Origin of the sequence: Glaciecola nitratireducens FR1064 (assembly GCF_000226565.1) — a bacterium.
Taxonomy (GTDB): Bacteria; Pseudomonadota; Gammaproteobacteria; order Enterobacterales; family Alteromonadaceae; genus Glaciecola; species Glaciecola nitratireducens.
In genome coordinates this window covers 521,065-545,856 of sequence record NC_016041.1, presented here as the reverse complement: position 1 = coordinate 545,856, position 24,792 = coordinate 521,065, and the positions used below count along the sequence as shown (strand labels likewise).

Annotated in this window: 21 protein-coding genes; 13 read left to right on the top strand and 8 right to left on the bottom strand. The window is 42.7% G+C overall.

The annotated features are described in order from the left end of the window. Positions 1 to 356 precede the first annotated feature (356 nt). On the top strand, positions 357 to 884 hold the full coding sequence (locus GNIT_RS02320) for a hypothetical protein (protein ID WP_014107522.1): 528 nt from the start codon (positions 357 to 359) through the stop codon (positions 882 to 884). Between the two features lie 35 nt (positions 885 to 919). Here GNIT_RS02320 and GNIT_RS02315 read toward each other — a convergent pair whose 3' ends face one another. The 3 genes from GNIT_RS02315 to GNIT_RS02305 are packed head-to-tail and all read right to left on the bottom strand — an operon-like array spanning position 920 to position 4,123. Beyond that, entirely contained in the window at positions 920 to 1,972 is a 1,053-nt protein-coding gene (locus tag GNIT_RS02315) for an alpha/beta fold hydrolase (protein ID WP_238526928.1), read from the bottom strand. Next, complete coding sequence (locus GNIT_RS02310) at positions 1,953 to 3,437, bottom strand: ATP-binding protein (protein ID WP_014107520.1); 1,485 nt, start codon at positions 3,435 to 3,437, stop codon at positions 1,953 to 1,955. The genes GNIT_RS02315 and GNIT_RS02310 overlap by 20 nt, the downstream gene beginning before the upstream one ends. Next, positions 3,437 to 4,123, bottom strand: a complete 687-nt coding sequence (locus tag GNIT_RS02305; protein ID WP_014107519.1) for a response regulator transcription factor — start codon at positions 4,121 to 4,123, stop codon at positions 3,437 to 3,439. The genes GNIT_RS02310 and GNIT_RS02305 overlap by 1 nt, the downstream gene beginning before the upstream one ends. Before the next feature lie 219 nt (positions 4,124 to 4,342). Between GNIT_RS02305 and GNIT_RS02300 the strand changes: the two genes are divergently transcribed. Then, positions 4,343 to 5,185 carry a Spy/CpxP family protein refolding chaperone gene (locus tag GNIT_RS02300; protein ID WP_014107518.1) on the top strand — a complete coding sequence of 281 codons (843 nt, stop codon included), beginning with the start codon at positions 4,343 to 4,345 and terminating at the stop codon, positions 5,183 to 5,185. 4 nt (positions 5,186 to 5,189) lie between these two features. On the opposite strand, the gene GNIT_RS02295 is transcribed toward GNIT_RS02300, so the two are convergent. The 3 genes from GNIT_RS02295 to GNIT_RS02285 all read right to left on the bottom strand — a co-directional run bounded on the left by GNIT_RS02295 (position 5,190) and on the right by GNIT_RS02285 (position 7,886). Next, the gene (locus GNIT_RS02295) at positions 5,190 to 5,816 is read right to left on the bottom strand and encodes a DUF6436 domain-containing protein (protein WP_014107517.1); all 627 of its coding nucleotides are present in this window, start codon (positions 5,814 to 5,816) and stop codon (positions 5,190 to 5,192) included. Between the two features lie 13 nt (positions 5,817 to 5,829). Continuing rightward, positions 5,830 to 7,323 carry a methyl-accepting chemotaxis protein gene (locus GNIT_RS02290; protein WP_014107516.1) on the bottom strand — a complete coding sequence of 498 codons (1,494 nt, stop codon included), beginning with the start codon at positions 7,321 to 7,323 and terminating at the stop codon, positions 5,830 to 5,832. Positions 7,324 to 7,469: 146 nt separating this feature from the next. Further along, positions 7,470 to 7,886, bottom strand: coding sequence for a methylglyoxal synthase (locus GNIT_RS02285; protein ID WP_014107515.1), 417 nt, complete (start codon positions 7,884 to 7,886; stop codon positions 7,470 to 7,472). A gap of 443 nt (positions 7,887 to 8,329) precedes the next feature. Here GNIT_RS02285 and argC point away from each other — a divergent pair, with 443 nt between their 5' ends. From argC to argA, 6 genes are all read left to right on the top strand, one after another. Continuing rightward, positions 8,330 to 9,343 (top strand): N-acetyl-gamma-glutamyl-phosphate reductase, encoded by a 1,014-nt coding sequence (gene argC, locus GNIT_RS02280; protein WP_014107514.1) that lies wholly within the window; start codon positions 8,330 to 8,332, stop codon positions 9,341 to 9,343. A 2-nt stretch (positions 9,344 to 9,345) separates the two neighbouring features. Further along, positions 9,346 to 10,158, top strand: a complete 813-nt coding sequence (gene argB / locus GNIT_RS02275) for an acetylglutamate kinase (protein ID WP_014107513.1) — start codon at positions 9,346 to 9,348, stop codon at positions 10,156 to 10,158. 51 nt (positions 10,159 to 10,209) lie between these two features. After that, entirely contained in the window at positions 10,210 to 11,133 is a 924-nt protein-coding gene (locus GNIT_RS02270) for an ornithine carbamoyltransferase (RefSeq protein ID WP_041246269.1), read from the top strand. 106 nt (positions 11,134 to 11,239) lie between these two features. After that, positions 11,240 to 12,460 (top strand): argininosuccinate synthase, encoded by a 1,221-nt coding sequence (locus tag GNIT_RS02265; RefSeq protein WP_014107511.1) that lies wholly within the window; start codon positions 11,240 to 11,242, stop codon positions 12,458 to 12,460. A gap of 9 nt (positions 12,461 to 12,469) precedes the next feature. Then, positions 12,470 to 13,855: an argininosuccinate lyase gene (argH, locus tag GNIT_RS02260; RefSeq protein ID WP_014107510.1), complete on the top strand. Its 1,386-nt coding sequence runs from the start codon at positions 12,470 to 12,472 to the stop codon at positions 13,853 to 13,855. A 64-nt stretch (positions 13,856 to 13,919) separates the two neighbouring features. After that, the gene (gene argA, locus GNIT_RS02255) at positions 13,920 to 15,239 is read left to right on the top strand and encodes an amino-acid N-acetyltransferase (protein ID WP_014107509.1); all 1,320 of its coding nucleotides are present in this window, start codon (positions 13,920 to 13,922) and stop codon (positions 15,237 to 15,239) included. Between the two features lie 185 nt (positions 15,240 to 15,424). Here argA and GNIT_RS02250 read toward each other — a convergent pair whose 3' ends face one another. Next, on the bottom strand, positions 15,425 to 17,119 hold the full coding sequence (locus GNIT_RS02250) for an NAD-dependent malic enzyme (protein ID WP_014107508.1): 1,695 nt from the start codon (positions 17,117 to 17,119) through the stop codon (positions 15,425 to 15,427). Positions 17,120 to 17,270: 151 nt separating this feature from the next. Continuing rightward, on the bottom strand, positions 17,271 to 19,949 hold the full coding sequence (locus tag GNIT_RS02245) for a penicillin-binding protein 1A (protein ID WP_041246268.1): 2,679 nt from the start codon (positions 19,947 to 19,949) through the stop codon (positions 17,271 to 17,273). 138 nt (positions 19,950 to 20,087) lie between these two features. Here GNIT_RS02245 and pilM point away from each other — a divergent pair, with 138 nt between their 5' ends. Genes pilM through GNIT_RS02220 form a run of 5 tightly spaced genes read left to right on the top strand, consistent with a single transcriptional unit; the run spans position 20,088 to position 24,651 of the window. Next, positions 20,088 to 21,152 carry a type IV pilus biogenesis protein PilM gene (gene pilM, locus GNIT_RS02240; protein WP_014107506.1) on the top strand — a complete coding sequence of 355 codons (1,065 nt, stop codon included), beginning with the start codon at positions 20,088 to 20,090 and terminating at the stop codon, positions 21,150 to 21,152. Then, positions 21,140 to 21,727: a PilN domain-containing protein gene (locus GNIT_RS02235; RefSeq protein WP_014107505.1), complete on the top strand. Its 588-nt coding sequence runs from the start codon at positions 21,140 to 21,142 to the stop codon at positions 21,725 to 21,727. The genes pilM and GNIT_RS02235 overlap by 13 nt, the downstream gene beginning before the upstream one ends. After that, entirely contained in the window at positions 21,727 to 22,344 is a 618-nt protein-coding gene (locus GNIT_RS02230) for a type IV pilus inner membrane component PilO (RefSeq protein ID WP_014107504.1), read from the top strand. Before GNIT_RS02235 ends, GNIT_RS02230 begins: the two co-directional genes overlap by 1 nt. Next, the gene (locus GNIT_RS02225; protein ID WP_014107503.1) at positions 22,344 to 22,898 is read left to right on the top strand and encodes a pilus assembly protein PilP; all 555 of its coding nucleotides are present in this window, start codon (positions 22,344 to 22,346) and stop codon (positions 22,896 to 22,898) included. Before GNIT_RS02230 ends, GNIT_RS02225 begins: the two co-directional genes overlap by 1 nt. After that, positions 22,891 to 24,651: a type IV pilus secretin PilQ gene (locus GNIT_RS02220; RefSeq protein ID WP_014107502.1), complete on the top strand. Its 1,761-nt coding sequence runs from the start codon at positions 22,891 to 22,893 to the stop codon at positions 24,649 to 24,651. Before GNIT_RS02225 ends, GNIT_RS02220 begins: the two co-directional genes overlap by 8 nt. Positions 24,652 to 24,792: the final 141 nt, after the last annotated feature.

Sequence of the window (24,792 nt, the reverse complement as noted above, 5' to 3'; positions counted from 1 at the left end):
AGGCTGTCCTCAATGTCTTCGATAAATTTTTGTTTTTTAAAATGGTTTTTCGTATTGTATGCTAACTTGATATTAATTCATTATAAATGTACTTAATACTTCTTTTTAACAACCGCATATAATCCTAGTTCATTCAAGCGTTTTAGCGATATTGAATCGACCTAAAGTACCTTGATAATGTCTGACTCAATGAGTATACGGGCCTTAGGTGGCATGTTGAGTATGAAACTAACACAGAAGTATTAGTTAACTGTACCTATCGAAACAAAAGAGAACGAACTATCCTGCATTCAGGTTTGATTCAGATACAAGTGTGTATCTTAAAACCTAAAGACAATAACTAACTCGCAAAAATAATGAAAAAAACAGCCTTAATTATTTTACTATTCGTATCCGCGAGCGCAGTCGCTTCTGATCGCTTCACTATTTTTACTAAGCATGAATTAAACGACACCGACAGTATTTCCGGCGTCGGTTTTTCGGGCATAATGGGCCCTCGCTACAGCAACTTTAAAAGCGAGCTTATTACTTCCCTTAATAGCATCACCGTAATAGACGACTTTGGTTATCAACAAGAGTATTTTGGACTAGATCTAGGCGTTCGCTTTGGGTACTTTAGCGACGTATTCATGTATGTTGAAGGTGGTTTCGACGTATTTGAGGCATTTTACAAACAAGAGCATAACGACCAAGTTTTTGATTCTCATTACGGTTATGGCAATTATGATTCAGATCATCTAGATGGCTACGCTGCTTTCGGTGCAGGGATACAAGCAGGGAATTTACGAATTGAAGGCTTTATGAAAGCGCGTCAAATTGATGCTGAATATTGGGATGCAAATAAAACACTTTTTTATGGCATGCAATTCTCACTTTCATTCTAAACAAGGGAACGGTAATAAATCTCCATTTAACCTTACTACGGTGAAAAATAACTCAGTATTTTCGTTAAAACAGGCGTTCTAAACTTGTCTTTTTCGAATAGTAACTCATGCAATGCTTCGGGTATCAATGTTGATTCACAGTGTTTGAAGTCACTGATTACCTGTTCAATATCTTCATTCGCCACTACCGTGTCGGCGCCAGAATAGAGAACAAGGCAAGGCTGTTCAATTTTGCTGGCCTGTTCACGTATTTCTTTCATCGCAATTAAAGACGCATTTAACCATTCGTAGGTTACTCCACCTAACTGCAACTCAGGTTGCTCTGCATAGGTTCTACGAAAAATCTCATATCTAAGCTTACTGCTCATCAAACGGTTTTTGTAGAACGCGGTTGGACTGTAGTCGCTTTGCCCAAAAAAGTAACTCGTCCGTTTTCCTCTCAACTTGTTGAAACGAACACCAAGTCGAACTAAAAAGTTTGCAATCCATGGCGGCAATGGTGGGGTTATCCCAAACATAGGCGAGCAAAAAACGGCTTTAGCAAAAAGTTCAGGACGAGCTTTCACAAGCAACACACCAATTGCGCTTCCCATTGAGTGACAAAGCAGATGCAGTGGTGGAAGCGCGTGGTTAAGCATTAGCGCTTCAGTATTTGTTGCATTGTGATCCGCTTTTACATAATTCTCATTTAACATCGGCAGCAAAACGTCGTCAATCATGCTGCCAAAATCACTTACATACTGATTAAAATCCTCAACATAACCCCAGTGAGGATTCTCATCTAAACGAGTAGACAAGCCTTGACCACGATGATCATGAATAAACACCGAATGACCATTTTGATGTAAATCATAGATAATTTCGGCGTATTTAGCTGCACACTCCACGCGGCCAGAGGAAATTACAATAATGGATTTGGCTGCACTGTGATGCGCATATCGATAATGCAGCGAAGTGCCGTCAGCTAAAGTCCAAAACCCAGACGTCATCTTGGTTTTGAACCAGGGTTTGATAACGCTATCAAACTTTTCTGGCAATTCTGTCTCTTTCGTTAACTGCATGTCATCGCTATGTTGATTTTCGGACAATCGGAAGCTGTATTATTACTGATAAGCCAGACAAAGGCGATGCTTCTGCGAGTTTTATATCGCGAGCCTGCGCAAAAATCTGACCACCATGCATTTCAATCGCTGCCTTGGCGATAGATAAACCAAGTCCAGCGCCTTTACTTACTTCATGCACTTGATGGCTGCCACGGAAAAAGGGATCAAACACGGTGTCGAGTTCAATCCCAGTCATACCCAAACCATCGTCCGTTATCTTAATTTCAATACATTCTGTGCTGAATTTACCGGAAGTTGACTCATTTGCAGCTAATTCACACAAAGTAATATTAAATTCACAGCTAACCTCCTTTTTAGCAAAACGAATGGCATTTCGAAGAATATTTTCGACTGCACTGATTAGTAAACGCATGTCAGCGTGTATCACAAGATCTGGAATAGCGCTGATCGTAAGCTTCTTTCTCAATGCCTCTGCCTCAAAGCTTGCGTCGTGAAGGACATCTTTTAGCAACGAACTTAAGCTTACTTCCTGCAAATCAATAGATTGCTGAGAAGCATTAATTTTTGCCAATGTTAGTACTTGTCCAATCATCTGATCCATCTTGATTATTTCACTTTCAATACGTGCCAAATGTTTTTCATTTAAATCTCTCGATGTATTGTCAGATTCCGTACTCAGTTGCCCCTCTAACAGAGCGACCGCAAGCTGCAGGCGGGTCAGAGGTGTGCGCAATTCATGGGATACGTTTGCCATCAATGTCTTCTGCCCATCGATCAGACTTTGTAGACGAGACGCCATCGTATTAAAATCGTTAGCCAAATGACCTATCTCGTCTTTCCTACTCTCTAGTCCTTGAATGCGTGTGGTCAAATCGCCTTTAGCCAATCGATTGCTAGCAGAACGCAGTGCGCCAAGGGGCTTTGTGATACTCAAAACCAAAACAAAGCAAAACACTGTGCTCAGAAAAATAGCCAACACTAAACCCGCTGTAGCAACTTTAGAGCGAGACATCACATTCCTCTCTGAGCGCATCAAAAGGCGGCCAACATACACCTCGTATTCTTCCTGCTTAAAACTAAGACTATAAGGCCCAACGAATTCCATATTATTGAGTCTTATTAGCAGTGGTGCATCACTTTCAACGAAAGCTTTTAATTCGTTGACGTTGCCTGCCAATGGTCCTGGAAAGCTAGTACGAAGTTGCTCTGTTTTAGTATTAATTGCTACTATCTGAAGCCCATTCCGCTTGCCCAATCTGCGCAAAGATTGATGCAAATTACTACTGCGCAACAAGACTTTACTGAGACGCTGAATTGTTGCACCGGCCTCCATTTCTTGCTTTTCGCTCACTGCATTAACTTCCAACACGTCCGTAAGTTGTTTTGTCAAAAAGAACGCGCTGACTAAAATAACGAGCAAAGCAGTCCAGAACCAAACAAAAACGCGTCCAAATAGCGAATTGAAAGGATTAAACTTAGCAAGCCGCATTACAGTTCACTCATAAATATGTAGCCTGAACCTCGAGTGGTTTTAATCACATTTTCAATACCATGTTGCGCTAGCTTTTTGCGCACATTACTTACGTGCATATCTAAACTGCGGTCGAAAGCGCTGAGTCGACGGCCTAATACCTCCTCACTCAACTTTTCTTTACTTAACAAATGACCAGCGTGCTTCATCAAAAGCACCAGTAAGTGAAACTCAGTGCTCGTTAAATCAACGGTGTGATTAGCAATCAAGGCTCGTTGGCTAGACTCCTCTATTTTTATGCCGTGAAATTCTAGGTTCTGAACTTGGTTGAAGCTGCTCAAGTCATCAAGTCTTCGCGTGAGAGCCTTCATTCGAGCCAACAGTTCGCGGTGATTGAATGGTTTCGCAAGATAATCATCGGCGCCCAGTTCCAGGCCTAATATACGATCATAATCCTCCCCTTTAGCGGTCAACATGATGACCGGCACAATAGAAAAAGCACGGATTTGTTTTAGCGTTTCGAAACCGTCTAATTCAGGCATCATGACGTCCAACAAAACGATGTCGAAACTTTTTTCTCGTACTTCTGCAATAGCCGACAATGGAGAATTTTGAACATCAACGGCAAAGCCATTTTGCTGTAAATATTCGGCTAGCATTTGCGTCAATGCTACATCATCGTCAATTATTAATACTTGGTACATTTATCCGCCTTAATGCTTTATTGACCTATACGACAGGCCTCATAGCAGGTTTGAGCTTATCATCAACACTATTATAAGTGAATTTTAAGCAAGGTCCTGACACCTTTACACTAGCTTTACACTAGCTTGGCGTTTCTTTGCATTGACTGCGCTATGATTTATCTCGACAGTTTATTAAGACCTAACTTTAATAACTCGCTTAATTCGAGAGGAAAGAATATGAAAAAATTACTACTTAGTTTAACACTAGCAAGCTTGTTGAGTGCGGGTTCATATGCAGTGAATGCGAAAGAAAGAAACCACGGTGAACATGAATGCGCATTGATGGCGAGCCTGTCGTTAACTCAGCAACAAAAAGAAGACATCAAGCAAATACGCAAAGAAAACAAACAAGATTTAAGCGTATATCGCTCTGAACAACAGCAGTTGCGAGAAAATATGCGTTCTATTATGCAAGGCAGCAGCTGGGATGAAGTCGCAGTTACAAACGCCATCGACCAGCAAATGCAACTTAATTTACAAAGTAAGCTAATTGAAGCAAAAAGTAAAAATAGAGTGTTCAATCAGCTAAGCCCAGAACAGCAAGCACAGTTTATTGCAGCTCGAGAGGATAAAAAAGACAGAAAATACGGTAAAAAGCATAAAAATCCAGGAAAAAAAATGCAGCGTATCGTTAAAGCTTTAGATCTGGACACTGAGCAACAGGCAAAGTTAACGGAAATGATGCTAGCGAATAAAACCGAAAAGCAAGTAAATAGAGCACAAGCTAAAATTGTTAAAGCGCAACTTACTCAGATAATTCAAGCCAAGGAGTTCGATGAAGATGCGTGGCTAGCGATCCATGCAGACAACCGACAGCAGAAACTCAATATGGCTGTTAACAAAGCCAAAGCGCGATTTGAGATGCTGAGTGTATTAAGCGCAGAGCAGCGCAAAAAGTTCGAAAAAATCATGAAGAAAGACAGAAAAGGCAAAATGCATCAACAACGAGACAGAAAGTATGGAGAAGACCATGACGAAGTGTTCAAAGAAGAAAGCGATGACTCATCTTCAATGAATTAAGGACTTAAGTTTGCAGACCAAGTGGGGCTGTCGTGGCGCAGTAGCAGCCTTTAGCCTCACTCTGTATTGTTGCACGAAGTGTATCCGCGGAGTTTTGAAAGTAAGGTTTAATTCTATCATCTACCATACCGGAACTTTGAAAGCATCCCATACCCGTCGAATATGGTCCCAAATAAACAAGCTCTCGATTTTTGTTCAAAACAATAACAGCAGGAGTTGAGGGCACAAAGCGTCGCAGCGTAGACATACTTGAAACATCGATATTTTGGTAAGATATTTGCTCACTTGATGCCCACTCATTCAGCGTATTTTTATGTGATTCGCTTAATGTTTCACAAAAGCATGAGCCTTGCGTAATATGGTAGATAGTCCCGTTTACATTTTCAGCATCACTATCTATATTTTCTTCGCCATTCTGTTCGACGCTAGCTGGCAGCAAGCTAAGCAACTCTGCTTCCATTGAAAGTGACATCATTTCAGATGAGAGTCTCAACTCTGGATCGAAATCCTTAAATTTGCTCTCACCGACCCAGTTGATGGCCCAGAACGCAATGCAGAACCAGACTACCGCTGCCAATGGAAGCAGCCATCGAATGATTCTGCGCTCGCTTTTACTATTTGTAGAGCCCATAAGCCTGTAAAGCCTAAACCTTAAAAGCTTTCAACTGCATTGCTAAATCGGTTGCAAGTTGATTGAGTTCTGCAACGTCCAATTTGAGTCCTTGAACTTGTTCCTTTTCATCCGTGAATAGTAGAACCAACTCTTGAGCCGATTGGCTAATTGACTGAGAAGTTTGAGCTTGCTCCGTGGCCGAGCCTGCAACCGTCGTTACGTTTTGGTTGACTTCAATAATTCCTCTGAGTACCGCCGCCATGTTTGTTGAAGATTGAGCCGCAGACTCAACAGCCTTTTCAACCATTGCGACGCAGTTGTCCATGTTCTCGACCGAATGATTTGCACTCTCGGTTAGTTGACTCGTGATCTGTTCGATCTCTTCAGCACTTTCTTTTGACTTAATAGCCAAATTTCGCACTTCATCAGCCACGACAGCAAAACCGCGACCATGCTCTCCCGCTCTTGCAGATTCAATGGCAGCATTTAGCGCTAGAAGATTGGTTTGCTCTGCGATTGATTTTATCGATTGCATCACTTCAGATATATTAGAACATTTCAGGCTCAAATCACCGATCGCTTGTGATGTCGTTTGCAATGTTGACTTTAACTGAGCAATATTTCTGCTAGAGCCTTCAATGGAGTCTCTCGTTTCGTCGGTATCTACTTTTGCTCTATCGGCAATTTGATTGGCACTGTGGGATAAGGTTGCTACGTCATTGATACTTGTCGTCATATTTTGCATTGCGGATGAGATACTGCTGACCTGCTGATTTTGCTGGTCAACAGAGCTATCCAAATCATCCGACGCGCCTTTTACTTTTTCAACAATGTTAACCAAGCCCACGCCAACGCTGTTCACCTTATCGATGAGTGCTTTAAAGCCGCGAATCAAACGGTTAAATTCTGCTAGTTGTGGATGGTCGTATAGCTGCGAGTCTTGCAGGTCAATGCGACCGTCAGAACCCATTATTCTCATCACTGATCTTTTCAATAATTCTCCAGCTACAGCCTCTTTGTGGCTGCTGCGCGACAGCACAGTCAACACGCCGCCTTCCGCTAAAGCAAATAAGGCATGAATAACAAGAATATAGAAGAACAGTTTATTGTCTTCAAAAATAAAGACTCCGCCACCATTGGTCTGCAAAATGAAGAACAATATATGGTGAACGGCAACCGTCAGGGTGCAGGAAATGACAACTTTCCAGTCGCGGAAGAGGATCAATAAGGCCAAAACAACAAACACTTCAAAATGCATTTCGGTCATGCCATATGCTTGTTGAATATGCAGAGCAGTCATCAGCTGGGTCGCAACCGCTATCATATGTCGACTGATAACGGCATGCGGTTGTTGGAGACTAAAAATAAAAGGGATCGCGACAATTGGCAGCCCAACAATGAACGCGGTAAACAAATCATCGGTAATAAACCCGATAAAAATAGATATCGCAAGTTGTACTAAGAGGATCCATCTGAATATTTTATGGGCTTGAAGCGTCCACGGGTATTGTGTTTGTTCGGTCATATGATCATCCATTTCGCGATAAAGTACTCGGGTGTGACTAAAACAAAATAGCGCTAACCCAAGCAAAAAAATGTGTATAAGTTGCTATCGGCTGAAGACAACTAATAATGAGTAATGCTTGGTGCTTTTCGATTCCTATTAATTAATTATTTGTCGTAGTTGGGTAAGTCAGGCTTATAGTTTGGGTCTAAGAACAAAGGTGATGAGACCAGCATATCTGCGCTAGAAACATTACAAGCCACTGGCACATTCCATACCGAGCACAGACGCAGCAGAGCTTTCACGTCAGGGTCATGCGGCACGGGATTCATTGGATCCCAAAAGAAAAATAGCGCATCCAGTTTTTGTTCGGCAATGAGGGCACCGATTTGCTGATCGCCACCTAAGGGGCCACTTTGCAAGCGCGTGATATCTAAACCGACTTTTTCAAGCAACAAACTTCCTGTCGTACCTGTGGCAACCACTTTGAATAACGCCAACGCTTCCTTGTTCTTTTGCGCCCATACAACGATATCTGCTTTTTTATGATCGTGTGCAACTAGGGCAATGGTTTTTACAGACATAAGACCTCGCTTCAAGGTTGGATAACAATTCAATCCGATAAGGTAAATAGTATTGCTATTTATGAAAAATCACAACATAGCAATAAAGAGCAACAACCAAGCAATAATTATTTATACATTTTTATTGCATAAATATTCAATATTTACTATTCTCCTAACATATACATCACAATAACCATTGTGTTTGAGACTAAATTGTAACTGAGTTTTTTTAAGTGACTAAATTTACTATTAAATTTTTATTATCGATGCCATTATCCCATCTCCCTCCCTCCCTTTGCTATCGGGAATTCTTACGACGATATCGTTCTGGTTATTGCTTCAAGCATTGCTTCGAGATTGTCGTTTAAAAGACCATAGCACTTTCGCTCTTGGTGTAATCTTTACTGCTAGGTTACACTGAGGGTGAGAGGGATTTTTACCTTCAAAAAAAAGACACTACTATGATTTCAACTTGTATCATCGGCGCCAGTGGCTATACAGGCGCCGAATTAATTAAAATATTGATTCGGCATCCACATTTTTCTTTGGACACCTGCTATGTTTCTGCTGGAAGCGCTGACAGTGATAAGCCGATCGGCGCTATTCATCCACAGTTGTTTGGACAAACCGAACTTGTCACTCAGTCATTAGACTCTGGCGAATTAAGCCAAATAGCCGAGCAATATGGTGCCATTTTTTTAGCAACACCACATGAAGCAAGCCACGATTGGGCGCAAGCGTTGAGTGGAAAAAAAGCCAAAATTTTCGATTTGTCTGGCGCTTTTCGACTCAAAGATGCGCGAGTATTCGAGCAATTTTATGGCTTTCAACATCAAGAAACTGGCGTGCTTAGTAGCGCAGTTTATGGTTTAGCCGAATGGCACGAAGATGCAATCAAGACAGCCAGTTTTATTGCTGTGCCCGGTTGCTACCCCACTGCATCTTTATTAGCTCTCAAACCAATGACTGAAGCAGGCTTTCTCGATCCCAATGTCAGACCGATAATAAATGCAACATCGGGTGTAAGTGGAGCAGGCCGGAAACCTTCTATGACCACCAGTTATTTTGAAGTAAGTTTGCAAGCATACGGTGTTTTGGGGCATCGTCATACGCCAGAGATTGAAGAATATTGCGGCACTTCGGTTATCTTTACACCTCATCTTGGTCAATTCAAAAGAGGTATTTTGGCAACCATTACAATGCGTTTGCGCACCGGTATAACGACGGCCGATATTCAACAGAAATTTGAACAGCATTATGCCAATCAACCGATGGTTCGCTTACGTGATTCATGGCCGAAAATTGACGATGTTGCAAATACTGCTTTTTGTGACATACATTGGAAATTCGATGAAGATAGCGGCTATTTAGTGGTATGTTCGGCGATAGATAATTTATTGAAAGGCGCAGCATCTCAAGCTGTTCAATGCGCAAATTTAGTATTCAACCAAGCAACCGAAACAGGACTATTGTAAATATGAATAATACTGCTCAAGCAGCCAAACACCATATCAGCAATATTGTATTAAAAGTGGGTGGCAATTTTTTTGAAGACCAGCAGGCGCAAGATAGTTTCTTTTCCTCCGTCGCCGCTCTTAAGCATCAAGGTCATAACGTTGCAATAGTGCATGGCGGAGGCGCGCAATTGCAAACTCAACTAACTGCGCTTGGTTTTGTTAGCGAAAAGCATGAAGGTTTGCGTATATCGCCCGATGAACAAATGCCAGCAGTGACCGGTGTATTGGCAGGCACATTAAATAAACAGATGGTTTGCATGGCAACAAAAGCAGGTTTAACCTGTGTTGGTATCTCTTTAGCTGATGGTAATTTAGCTGTTTGCGAGGAAGTCATGCCAATGCTTGGGGCTGTTGGGTATCCGCATCCACGTAGCGCAAAATTATTGCATCAGCTTATGCACGCAAATTTAACCCCGATTATTTGCTCTATTGGTAGCGATCTGAAGGGTCGACTTTATAATGTAAATGCCGATCAAGCAGCAACATGCATATCCTCATTACTGTATGCAGACTTATATCTTTTATCAGACGTTAGCGGCGTTTTAGACGAAAATAAAGCACATATCCAGAATTTAGACGACGCTAAAATAGCGAGCCTCATCAACGCAGGCGTTATTACAGACGGTATGATAGTTAAAGTAAAAGCGGCACAAGAGGCATCTAAAACCTTGGGTAAAGCAGTCAGCATAGGCAGTTGGAATGATATCAACATGATGTTTTCACAAACAAACAGAAAGATAGGCACTTCAATCACCTCGAGCCCTTCCTCATAACGATTGTGAATACGAGCAAAATATACTGAATATAGAAAAGGATAGGAATAGATAATGCAGGACTTACTCAGCTTCAGAGAATGGAAACCAACTTCGATGCATTCGTTATTAAAACTTGCAGTCGAACTTAAAACGCATCCTGAAAAATTTGGCCGCCCTTTAGAGGGTAAATCAATCGTTGCGATTTTTGAGAAACCGTCGCTACGCACAAGAGTGAGCTTCGATATTGGCATTCATAAACTCGGTGGACATATGGTTTATGTCGACAGCCAAGGCTCTCCGCTCAAAGACAGAGAAGACCCCATTGATGTTGGCGCTAATCTAGCCTGCTGGGCCGATGCCATTGTATCGCGAGTTTACGAGCATAAGACGCTGGTTGATCTCGCCAAAGGTGCCAATGTTCCGGTTATCAATGCCTTATGCGATCTCTATCATCCGTGCCAAGCGCTAGCTGACTATCTCGCTATGTTTGAAAAGTTGGGTGGGGTTAAAGGTAAAACGATGGCCTATATTGGAGACGGCAATAATGTGACTCATTCACTATTGATAGTGGGTGCACTTTTAGGCTGCCATCAAACAGTCATCACACCAAAAGGTTTCGAAATTAACCCGAACATCGCTAAACATGCGGCTAAATTAGCGTTTGAAAACGATGTGAGCCTAACCATTGCAAATGACATTGACGAATTAGGACAGGCCGACATTCTGTATACCGACACATGGCTCTCCATGGGCGACAACACGCCATTGGCACAAATAAAAGAAAAGTTTGCAGCCTATCAAGTAAATGAAGCACTGATGAAAAAGTCAGGCGCAAGCTACGTGATGCACTGCCAACCAGCTCATCGTGATTTAGAGATAAGCGGCAGCTTAATGGACAGCGAGCAATCATTATTAATGCTCCAGGCTGAAAATCGCATGCATGCACAAAATGCCATTTTGGCGATGCTGGTTGGCAATGTTGCGCTAGATTGAAGTTAGCAACTTTGCGATTAGCAACTATAGTACATAGACAAATATCACTACCTATTTATACAACTGAGCTAATAACATTGGCTTATCAGTAATTAAGGATTTAAGAATGGCGTTAACAGACAACAAACACGATATAAAAAAGGTCGTATTAGCCTACTCTGGCGGACTCGACACATCGGCAATTATGCCTTGGCTCAAGGAAAACTATGATTGCGAAGTCGTCGCCTTTGCTGCCGATGTTGGTCAAGGTGAAGAAGAGCTTGAAGGCTTGTATGACAAAGCCATCGCGTCTGGGGCAAGTGAATGCCACATTGTCGATCTGAAAGAAGAGTTTGTTAGCGACTTTATCTACCCTACCATTACAACGGGTGCGGTATATGAGGGCGAGTATTTGCTGGGAACATCGATGGCTCGACCAGTAATTGCCAAAGCCCAAGTCGAGATTGCTCGCAAAGTAGGTGCCGATGCGCTAAGCCATGGCTGCACCGGTAAAGGCAACGACCAAGTACGATTTGAAGGCGCGTTCGCAGCATTAGCGCCGGATTTACAAGTAATTGCTCCTTGGCGTGAATGGGACATGGTATCGCGTGAAGACTTACTCGACTACTTGGCTAGCCGAAATATTAAGTCAAGTGCGTCAGCAACTAAAATATACAGCCGTGATGCAAACGCGTGGCACATATCGCACGAAGGCGGTGAACTAGAGGATCCTTGGTGTGAACCAAGCAAGCAAGTTTGGACAATGACAACTGATCCTGAGGATGCGCCAGATAAATCAGAGCGTATTTCTCTTAGCTTCGATGAAGGCCGCTTAACGCATGTCAACGGCAAAGCATTGTCTCCTTATCAAGCCTTGGTAGAGCTTAACCAACTAGCGGCACCACACGGCGTTGGACGGATTGATATTGTAGAAAATAGACTGGTTGGCATGAAATCTCGCGGCTGCTATGAAACGCCAGGCGGTACCGTGTTAATGAAAGCTTATAAAGCCCTCGAGTGTCTTGTGTTAGACAAGTCAGCACTGAAATTCCGAGAGCAACTTGCGCTTGAGTTCTCACATGTGATGTACGACGGTCGCTGGTTTACAGCTCTCAATGATGCTTTATTAGCGAGCGCAGCAAGCTTTGCAAAATTGGTTACTGGCGAAATTGTCGTAAAACTATACAAAGGCCAGGCTACCGTTGTGCAGCGTCAATCGCCGAACAGTCTATATTCAGAAGACTTCGCAACCTTTGGTGCAGACGATGTTTACAATCAAAGCCACGCTGAAGGTTTTATCAGACTCTTTAGTTTGTCTAGCCGCATCAAAGCATTAAAACAGAAATAAGGAAGCATCATGGCATTATGGGGTGGGCGCTTTCAGTCCGGTAGCAGCGACATGTTTAAGCAGGTTAATGATTCACTGCCTTTCGATTATGTAATGGCATCTGAAGATATTTGGGGCTCTATCGTTTGGTCACGAGCTTTGAAGGAAGCCGGAGTATTAAACGAAAATGAACAGTTTCAACTAGAAAGCTCGCTAATTGCGCTAAAAAAGCAAGCTGAAGCAGGAACCTTAGATTTCGCAAACTCTCCTGAAGAAGATATTCACAGCTTTGTTGAAGCAACATTAACAGCTGAACTAGGTGATATAGCTAGAAAGCTTCACACTGGCCGCAGCAGAAACGACCAAGTCGCTACTGACTTTCGTTTGTGGTGTCGTTCGCATCTGGCATCGCTGAGAGAAGATTGCCTAAATGTCATTAGTGCGCTGCTAAAAGTCGCGACTCGTCACGAAAATGCAATTATTCCTGGCTACACTCATTTACAACGCGCCCAGCCAGTTTATTTCGCTCATTGGTGTCTTGCTTACGTCGAAATGTTGAAACGTGACGTAAGTCGCATTGAAGACTTACAAAAGCGTCTGAATCAATGTCCATTGGGCTCCGGCGCGCTAGCAGGAACCACGTTTCCAGTTGATCGCGACAAAATCGCAGCAGAATTGGGCTTTGATTCACCCTGTTTAAACAGTTTAGATGCCGTTTCCGATCGCGACTTTGTGCTAGAACTTCTGTTTAATGCCAGCACAAGTATGATGCATTTGTCGCGCATGGCTGAAGACTTAATTTTTTACAATAGCGGCGAAGCTGGTTTTCTGCAGCTGGGCGATTCTGTTACGTCCGGCTCATCACTTATGCCACAAAAAAAGAATCCAGATGCGCTTGAACTGATGCGCGGAAAATGTGGTCGTGTGTTCGGTAATTTGCAGGCATTGTTAGTTACAATGAAAGGCTTACCGCTAGCTTACAACAAAGATATGCAAGAAGATAAAGAGGGAGCAATCGACAGCGTCAACCAATGGCATATTTGTTTATGTATTGCGGTTGAAGTACTCGACACCCTCTCACTCAATGAAGAAAGGTGTCGAGCTGCTGCTCAACAGGGCTATGCAAACGCAACAGAATTAGCCGACTATCTAGTAGCGAAAGGTATTCCGTTTAGAACTGCACATGATATTTCTGGGCAGGCCGTGGTTTTCGCAATTTCAAAAGGCAAAGCCTTAGAAGATTTAAGTGTTGCCGAGTTTCAATCAATTAACGACAAGATCGAAGAAGATGTCTACCCAGTTCTAGAATTAGAGTCAGTATTGAACAAACGTAATGTGCTTGGCGGAACGAATAAGGAGTTGGTCATTCGAGCACTCTATGTCGAACTCGAAAAACTTGACCAACTCACGGGGTAGCCGGTGAGTGTATTTCGTGAAGCATTGAAGAAATCTTTAAAGAGCGTAATAAAGAGAGACCAGAATGGCACTGTCTGATACTGAAAGTATTCGTCTATTTAGGAGCTCTGCTCCTTACATTAACGCACACCGAGGTAAAACCTTTGTGATCATGTTCGGTGGCGAAGCTATAGAGGACCCTAATTTTCCTAGGATCATTCAAGATATAGCCTTGTTAAATAGTCTTGGTGTCCGACTTATCATTGTGCATGGCGCTCGTCCTCAAATTGATCTTCGTTTGCAGCTCCGTAATAAGGAGTCGATGTTTAGAGACGGCATCAGGGTTACAAATAAAGAAACCTTAGAATGCGTTAAAGACGCTGCGGGCTCTTTGCGCAGCCAAATTGAAGCTTTACTGACGATGGGCTTGCCCAATTCGCCAATGCATGGTTCACAAATAAGGGTGTGTTCTGGTAATTTAGTGGTCGCGCGTCCATTAGGTGTGCGAAATGGTGTCGACTTTGAAAATACCGGTCTAGTTCGTCGTATCGATGTACAGGGCATTAATGATCATCTTTCCGATGGCTCAATTGTGCTGCTATCACCCATGGGATACTCACCCACTGGCGAAGTTTTTAACTTGTCACATGAAGACGTTGCGACCCAAGCAGCGATTGCCATGAAAGCGGACAAAATCATCACGCTTTCAGAGCGGGATGGCATTTTTAATCAGGATGGTAGATTGCTCAGAACGATTGAGTTAAATCTCATAAAGAAAGAGTTAGCACTTGCGAACATTGATGCAGAAACTACATGCTTAACCGCGATGATTGCGTCCGTGGAGGCAGGAGTAAGCCGCGCGCACTGCATCAATTATCATACTGATGGTGCGCTGCTGAAAGAACTATTTACTCGCGATGGTGCCGGTTCACTTGTATTACAGAATCACTATGAGCAGCTGAGAACGGCCACGATAGACGACGTTGGCGGTATTTTAAAGCTAATTAAACCCTTAGAAGAAAGCGGTGCTTTAGTGAAGCGTTCGCGAGAGCGCTTAGAAAATGAGATTGATTTATTTACCGTGATTGTCCGAGATGGAATGATTATCGCCTGCGCCGCTTTGTATATGTATAAGAGCGACGCTTGCGGAGAGTTAGCCTGCGTGGCAACCCATCACGACTATAGAGGCGGAAACAGAGGCGAGAGATTGCTAGAGGAGATCCGCAAAAAAGCTATTTTAAGTGGACTAGAGCGTATATTTGTTCTCACTACAGTCACGGCACATTGGTTTTTAGAGCAGGGCTTTGCAGAAACGACAGTGGACGCATTGCCCTCAGCCAAAAAAGAAATGTATAACTTTACGCGCAACAGCAAGGTGTTTATGTTGTCACTAGCGCCGAACTAAGTTTTTTTGATACATGGGAAAATATAACCCTATGAATATATTACGGTTATAGACTTTTTAATAGCTCATTTTTTGTAGCAACCTAAAAAATGATATTTCCGATAAAGGGCTAATTGCCGCATTGTAGTTACTTGGAAAACGCCTGCTTACAATTGATGTAAGCAGGTGTTTAATGAACTGATAAATTAGATGCTAACGCGCTTATAAGGGCGGTACTCAGGCTTCCAGAAATCACCCTCTATACGCTGCATTAACATTTCATCTGGAATAGGGAGTGCTAAGCCCTGCTCCATCGCCACTTTTGCAACCGCAAATGCAATCTTTCGACTCAAGTTCTCAATTTCGGTTAAAGGGGGCAGTAACTCACCCTTAGGATCATTTACCATCGGCGAAGCATCAGCGAGCGCGTTACTAGCGGCCATTAACATTTCATCACTAATAATACGTGCTTTAGAAGCAATAACACCTAGCCCAATACCTGGGAATATGTAGCTGTTATTACACTGTGCTATTGGATATACACGACCTTTATATTCCACAGGTTTAAATGGACTTCCAGTTGCAATCACAACGTTGCCGTCGGTCCACTCAATCACTTGCTCTGGTCTTGCTTCGACCTGACGAGATGGGTTGCTTAGCGGGAAAATAATAGGCTTCTTACTATTTTGTGCCATTGCGGTTACAACCTGTTCGCTAAATAGACCCGGTTGGCCAGAAACCCCAATCAATATGTCAGGCTTAGCACAATGAACAACGTCTAACAGCGAAGCATATTCGCCGCTGTAAGACCAAGATTCAATCGCTTCTTTAGGCTGTTGCAAAGCCCGCTGAAAATCGCGTAAGCCTTCCATTCCTTCGGTTAACAGGCCAAAACGATCAATCATAAATACATGTTTGCGCGCTTCTACATCAGTCAGGCCCTCAAATATCATTTGTTGGACAAGCATTTCAGCAATGCCGCAACCAGCTGAGCCAGACCCTACAAAAACAATATTCATATCCGACAATTTAGAACCACGCACACGGCAGGCCGCTAAAATCGTACCTAAGGTGACCGCTGCAGTACCTTGGATATCATCATTAAAGCAGCACACTTCTTCACGATATTTTTTCAATAACGGCATCGCATTTGGTTGTGCAAAATCTTCAAATTGAATCATTACTTCAGGCCAACGTCTGCGAGCTGCGCAAATAAACATATCGACAAACTCATAGTATTGCTCTTGGTTTATTCTTTCATGCCGCGCACCCATGTACATTGGGTCATTGAGTAATTTCGGATTGTTGGTCCCAACATCTAGCATTACGGGCAAGGTGTAAGCAGGGCTGATACCGCCGCACGCCGTGTATAAGGAAAGCTTACCAATAGGGATACCCATGCCGCCGATACCTTGGTCACCTAAACCTAAGATACGCTCGCCATCCGTCACAACGATGACTTTTACTTTGCGTTTGGTTGCATTGCGTAAAATATCGTCCATCAAATGACGTTCTTCGTAGCTGATAAATAACCCACGAGAGCTGCGATAGATGTCAGAGAAACTCTCACATGCATCACCTACTGTAGGCGTATAAATGATGGGCATCATTTCTTCAATGTGCGCTTGCAGAAGACGATAGAACAAGGTCTCGTTATTATCTTGAATAGCACGTAAATAGATATGCTTATTAAGCGGATCCTCGAAACCTTTGTATTGTTTATAGGCTCTGCCGACTTGTTCTTCAATTGTTTCGTATCGTGGAGGTAGTAAGCCAAGTAAATTAAAATTCTTGCGCTCTTTCTCAGTGAATGCACTGCCTTTGTTCAGCAAAGGCGTTTCAAGTAAAGATGGCCCTGAGTGGGGAATATATAGGTGATTGCGCTGACTCTTGTCGCTCATTCGTGAATTCTCTTTTTTTGCCTGGTGCGTTAATAATTAATACTACTATGTTCATTTCCGGCTTGCTAACCTTCCAACAAACCCTACCGTAGACGCTTATAAAATCGTAAAATCGAGTTTTACTTTACACAACTCAAAAAAATGAAGATGCTTAAAAGATATCATCATCTTTTGGTTGTTCCGGATTTTCTTCATCTATCGGCAATGATAACTCATCATCGGTCACATAAGTGGTTGGTTCAGTTCCAACTTTGAAGTATTCAAACATAGCAGTATGGTCTGTTCGCTTCGTTAGCTTACCTGTTTTAATATCAATTCTTACTCGAACAATACCTTCTGGAATTTGCTTTTGCACTTCAGGCTTATCCTTCAGCACATCCTGCATAAACCGGATCCAGGCGGGTTGAGCTCCTTTAGCGCCATCTTCAACACCAATGACAGCATTGCCAATCCAATTAAATTTCTCTGGATTTTTGTTAACTAAGTTTTGATTTCTCGACGCTCTACCAAGTTGACGCGATGCATCATCAAATCCAACCCATGTTGTTGCCACTAAGTTACCAGCAAAGCCACTAAACCAAGTATCTTTTGAATCGTTTGTCGTTCCTGTTTTACCGCCTATGTCGTCTCGCTGCAGCAAGTTCTTTGCGCGCCACCCTGTGCCCAACCAGTAGGTTTTATTGTTCCAACTGCCGTTAGCTTTCACGGCAGTGCGCATCATTTCAGTAACTAGGAAAGCAGTTTGCGGACTAATCACTTGTTCTGCAGATTGTTTAACTTTGGCTTTTACCGCAGTATTTGTTGTTTGTCGGCCAAACTCTGCGGCAAGCATCGCTTCTATGTCTCGCTCATCTTCTGCAGACTCTTGTTTAGAAGGTGTGTCAGTATCACATGGGTTGCATGCATAAACAGGCTCTGCCTGCCACAATAACTCACCCAGATCATTCTCAATGCGTTCAATAAAATAAGGGCGAACGGCAAAACCACCGTTGGCTAAAACGGCAATCCCAGAAACAACTTCAATGGGCGTATGCGACCCTGATCCCAAGGACAAGGTTTCGTCTCTTGGTATGTCGTCTTTGTCGAATCCAAAACGGGCAATATAGTCTACCGTCTCATCCAAACCAACTCCTCGTAACAAACGAACCGACACAACGTTTTTTGACATGCCCATCGCGACGCGCATCCGTATTGGTCCTTCATAAACAGCAGGCGAATTTTGTGGACGCCAAGCAACACCCGATGAGCTATCCCATTGATTTATAGGAGCATCGTTAATAATACTTGCTAGATTATAGCCACTTTCAATGGCGCCAGCGTACACAAAGGGCTTAATGTTTGAACCCACTTGACGTTTCGCCTGCGTGGCTCGGTTAAATTGACTTTGGTAAAAGCTGTACCCGCCTACAACAGCCTTTACAGCGCCATCGTTTGGATCAAGTGCAACCAAAGCTCCTGTTGCATCGGGAAATTGTCCTAATTGCCAAACGTCATCTTGAGGACGCTTTCGGATATATACCAGCATACCTTCAGCAAGAATGTCTGCAGCGTATTCTGGGTCATCACCTTGCGACTGATCGCTAATATAAGGCCTCGCCCAATCTAATCCGTCCCAAGTTAGTCTAATCATTCGCCCGTCTGCGATAATCACGTCTGCAGTTTTTTGTTGAACTGCCATTACCACTGCTGGCAACAATGGTTTTATTTCATCGACGCTGTCGAGGTAGGCTGTCACTTTTTCAACTGACCAGGCGTTTTCATTGAAGGGAGCCGGCGTTTCTTCGGGTTCAACATTAGATTGTTCTGAACTATCAGATGCAGCACTCGGTGTTACTGCCTGGCGTTTGAGTGGCTCCCACAGCTGCGCAAGAGGGCCTCTAAATCCGTGCCTTTCGTCATAATCATGTAGGTTTTGGATAACCGCTTCTTGCGCCGCTTTCTGCATGTCATAACTCGCCGTTGCATACACATTGAAACCGCTAGTCTCTGCTATTTCTTTGCCGTATATCTCTACCATCTCGTTATAGATAAGGTCAGCCAAATAAGGAGCATCAAGCGCCAATTCGGCACCGTGCTTCTTCGCCGTCACGGGTGCTTGTGCAGCCTCATCAAATTGCTGCCTGTTGATGTAACCCTCATCCAACATACGCAGCAAGACGATGCGCCGACGCTCTTTTGAGCGCTCGGGACGACTAATTGGATTTAGTGTCGATGGTGCTTGCGGTAGCCCTGCTAACGTTGCTATCTGGGCTAAATCTAACTGATTTAAGTTTTTCCCATAATAAACTTGAGCGGCAGCGCCAAAACCGAAGGCGCGGTGTCCTAATTCAACTTTATTGAGATATAATTCAAGAATTTCATCTTTGCTTAATTCTTGCTCCATATGCAGTGCAATGAACAGCTCCCTAATTTTACGGCTAAATTTCTTTTCCCTGGTTAAGAAGAAACCACGCGCCATTTGCATCGTTAAAGTACTTGCTCCCTGCCCTCGTTCGCCCGTAGTGACTAAATTTAAGAAGGCGCGCGCTACGCCGATTGGATCGACGCCAATATGGTCGTAGAAACGGCTATCTTCGGTTGCGATCAAAGCCTGTACCAAGGCCTCGGGGACTTCCTCTAGAGAAACCGGTATCCTTCTTTTCACCCCATATTGAGATATTAATTTACCGTCTTGGGTAAATATACGCATGGGTGTTTGTAATTTTACTTCTCGCAGCACTTCCACACTAGGAAGCTCTGGTTTGAGATAAAAATACATACCTATGATGCTAATGACCCCTAGAAAAAAACCTAGGGTGGTCAGTAATATAAGCTTCTTTATTAACTTCACTGAACTGTTTTCACTTTTAATTGTTGGGCTTAAATACTCAATTTTTATACTTAGGTGTCGTTAACAGATCCATACAGTTTAAAAAAATCAGTATTATTTGAACCTATGATACTAGAACTATGACAGAGCTACTATTGAATGAAACCGCTTTTTAAGAAAAAAGCCCAAAGTATTATCGGGCTAGACATCGGAACTAAATACGTCAAGGCTGTATGCCTAGATGTTAGCGGTTCTGTCGCCAAAGTAAATGCTTTCGCTTGCGAACCTATTATTGGTGCCGCATTTAATGAGCGTGAAATTAAAGATTTTGACGCTGTGAGCAAAGCATTAGCTAAGGTCAAGCATAATTTGAAGGCCAAAAACAAAAATGTCGCGATAGCCGTTGCCGGCGCATCCGTCTTAAGTAAAGTGGTTTTCATGGAGCCGAATCAAACTGATTTTGAATTGGAAAGTCAAATTGAAATCGAAGCAGATAGCTTAATTCCTTATCCTTTAGAAGAAGTGTACTTAGACTTTGAAGAATTGGGTGAAAGCAAAACTCATGGCGGAAAAGTTGAAGTGTTACTTAGCGCCGCTCATAAAGACATGATTGATAGTCGTATCACGGTAGTGAGAGAAGCGCCTTTCGAACCAGTCGTTATGGATATCGAAGGATACGCACTGGGTAACGCACTGATTCACTTTGCAACTCACAAAAAAGACAAGCCAACTTGCTGCATTAACGTCGGGGCAAGCTTACTTCAAGTATGCTTCGTTGAAGACGGTGAAGTTATTTACAGCAAAGAACACAACTTCGGTATGAATAAATTCGTACAAGATTTAGCGGTTATTCATTCGCTAGACATTCAAGAAGTTGAGAACCAAATTGCTGATGGTTCAGCACCAGAATCTTGGTTTAAAGATACGTTGCCTATGTTTTTATCCGCTCTGCAACAGCAAATTCAACGCGCATTACAAATGTATGCGTCAACGACTCATAAGCAGCAGCCTGACAAGATCTTAATATCAGGCGGCGCTGGTTCACTGCCAATGGTGGTTGAGGAATTAGCAAAAGACCTCGGGATTGAAGTTGAAGCGTTTAATCCGTTCTTAAATTTGACCATCGCTGAAAACGTTGACGCTGATAGACTGAAAAAGTTTGCTGCACAACTGGCGATTGCGATGGGCTTAGCAAGTAGGAGTTATTCGCAATGGCACATGTAAACTTACTTCCATGGCGTGAAGCCCAACGTCAGCGCCATAAGAAACAGTATATTGGTTCATTGGTAGTTATTTCGATTCTTGTGCTGGCTGTGTTTTGGATACTCGGCGAAGTTATTGAACAGCAAATTCGTAATCAGAACTCAAGAAACAACTACCTTGAACAACAGATCGGCGTGTTAGATACACAAATTGAGCGTATTAAAGATATTCGTAGTTCAAAAGCTGAGATCGCTCAACGCATGGCGCTTATTGAGCAGCTGCAAGTAAGCAAGAACGTATCGCCAATCGTGTTTGATGAATTAGCACGAATTGTACCTGCAGGTGTTTCATTTGAGAAATTGTCTCGTAGCGGCAACTTAATCGAAATTGTTGGTATTAGCGAATCAAATAATCGCCTGTCCTCATTCATGCGAAATCTTGAGCAGTCGGATGTATTTACTAGCGGCATATTGTCCTCAATTACTGCAGACGTGAGCACTTCGAATGCAGTGAGTGACTTTAAATTAACATTCTCTATTACGCCGAAAGTTGCTCCGGTTCAAAATGCAGAAACGGATGAAGAGGGGAATCGATAATGGCCTTTGATTTTTCTAAATTAAAAGAAATAAACGATCTTGATTTTGAACAAGTTGCCATTTGGCCGAAAGAAATCAAAACCGTGGTTGCTATATTTTGCGTCGTCGTCGTCGGTGCTATTTGTTATTACGCCATCATTAGCGGCAAATTACCGCAGCTGGACGCATCTAAAAGCAAAGAAAGTGAGCTTAGAACAACCTTTGAATCGAAGTATCGGATTGCAGTTAATTTGGACGCATACGAAAAGCAGCTTGTGAGAATGAAGAGTGATTTCTCATCAATGTTGAAGACTTTGCCAACTAGCAATGAAACACCAGGACTGTTGGACGATATTACGTATGTCGGCACTGATGCGGGTTTGTCATTCAAGTTACTTAATTGGCAGCAAGAAAATCCGAAAGAATTTTATACTGAGTTGCCTATACAACTCGAAGTTTCCGGAACTTATCACGAATTCGGCTCATTTACGTCTAACATCGCCAATCTCCCAAGGATTGTGACGCTACATGACTTTGATATTACAAGTAACAAAGGGGTACTTAATTTAAAGATGCAGGCAAAAACTTATCGTGCTGCGATTACTCAGGCCGATATAGCAATTGAGGAGCAAAAATAATGATAAATGCGTCGAATAAGTATCTTATCCTTGCTACTTGTGTTGGTTTGTCAGCTTGCAATGCGCAAATTGATGATTTAATTGCATACACCGACAGCGTTAAGGCAAACACCAGCATCAACATAGATGAATACCCTGAATTTAAGCAGTTGCAGCCTGTTAACTACACAGCCAGCAATATGCGCAGTCCTTTTCAAAGGCTGCAGCAAAGAAATGAAGCAGCAACAAGCGTGACGGTGCAGACAGCTAACTGCAGTCAGCCAAACCGTCAACGAGCGAAACAAAAATTAGAATCTTACGGTATTGATGCACTGCAGATGGCAGGTGTCTTTGACACTGGCGGTCAAAAGTGGGTTCTTATAAAAGCCAATGATGGCACTTTACACAAGGCGAAACGAGGCCAATACATCGGTCTATTTTTCGGCAAAATTATTAACATAACGGATAAAGAAGTGGTTATTGAAGAAATGTTACCTGACGGAGCTGGTTGTTGGAAAACTAAAACCGCCACATTAACCATGTCATCAGTAGCTGGGGAAAATGATAATGTCTAATAAATATATTTTTAACAAACGCTTAAACAGCAATAGACCTCACTGGGCCTTAATAATTGCGTTCGTGCTAGCCATTGTCAGCTTAGGCGCTGTTGCGCAAGAACCTGGAAACTTGATCGATTTAGTTGACCCACAAGGCGAAGCAAGCCTAGGAAGTTCAAGCACATTGAACAGCATCGATTTTAATCGCTCTGCAAAAACCGGCAATGTGCTTATTGGTTTTGAAGGCAATGTTCCTTCCGTTACGATCGTAGAGGCAAAAGGCTTTGTGACGTTAACGATGAAAGAAACCATGCTAGCCGAGGACCAGTATGTTGAAGTTGACGTGAGTCAATTTGGTACAGCAGTGCAAAGCATAGAAACTTTTCAAGACGACAACGAAGCTAAAGTCGAAGTTCGTTATACTGGCTTAGTAAAGATTCAAAAAATGGAAGTTGACGGCATTGTTACTATTGCAGTAACACCGCTAAGCAAAGAAGAAGTTCAGCAGTCTAAAAATACGACTTATGAAGGAAAGCCTATTTCTCTCGACTTCCAAGACGTGCCAGTGCGTCAAGTGTTGCAAATTATTGCACAGGTCAATGGTTTTAACTTGGTAACTACTGACACGGTGAACGGTAATGTCACTATCAGTTTATCCGGTGTTCCTTGGGACCAGGCGCTCGATATGATTTTAAAAATTCGAGGCTTAGACAAGCGTTTGGAAGGCAATATCCTGCTTATCGCACCAACTGAAGAATTAACTGCCCGTGAAACACAGCAGCTTCAATCAAAGCAACAAGTGCAGAATCTTGCAGAATTGAAATCAGCGAATATTGAAATTAACTACGCGAAAGCAGACGAAATTGCGGTTATCCTTAAAACAAGTGATGGCGGTATACTTTCTACTCGCGGTAATGTGACGGTTGATACTCGTACAAACACTATATTAATCCGAGATACTCAAGAAAGTATTGATGAAGCAAGACGCGTAATCAATGCCCTAGACATTCCTGTAAAGCAAGTACTTATAGAGTCTCGCATGGTCACCGTTCGTGATAATGTGGATGAGCAACTAGGTGTACGCTGGGGCTTTACCGGTGCTGGTGACAACAACTCTGTTTCAGGTTCAATTATTGGTGCCGATACTGCTGGCCAAGGCGTGGTTCCTGATATTGGCGACAGACTTAACGTTAACTTACCAGTATCAAGCGCAGCCGGCAGCATTGGCTTTCAGATAGCAAATTTATTAGATGGTAATATCCTTGACCTTGAGTTAAGTGCACTAGAAGCAGAGAATAAAGGTGAAATTATTGCTAGCCCACGTATTACTGTGGCCAACCAACAAGAAGCATACATTGAACAAGGTACGGAAATTCCGTTCGTACAAGCAACATCCAGCGGCGCAACGTCAGTAGAGTTTAAAAAGGCAGTATTGAGCTTAAAAGTAACGCCGCACATTACACCTGACAATAGAATTATATTGAACTTGGTGGTTACTCAAGATACACGTGGTGATACAGTTTCGACATCAACAGGTCCAGCAGTAGCGATTGATACTCAAGAAATTAGCACTCAAGTATTGGTTGAAAATGGCGAAACAATTGTCCTTGGCGGAATATTCCAACAAGTGAGTACGAATGATGTGACTAAAGTACCACTCTTAGGTGATATTCCTTACTTCGGTAATTTGTTCAAAACAACCTCAACAATTGAACAAAAACGTGAGTTGCTGATATTTGTAACGCCAAAAATTATTGAAGAAGGCTTTTAATTGCTGATTTATTAGTGTAATTGCACTAATATCATCACCCCTTTAAAAGAGTGAAGGCATAGCCTTCGCTCTTTTGCAGTTCTAAAGCACAGAATTTTACATTTTGCTTGAATAAGAATGCTTGCATATCAGGCTAGTTAA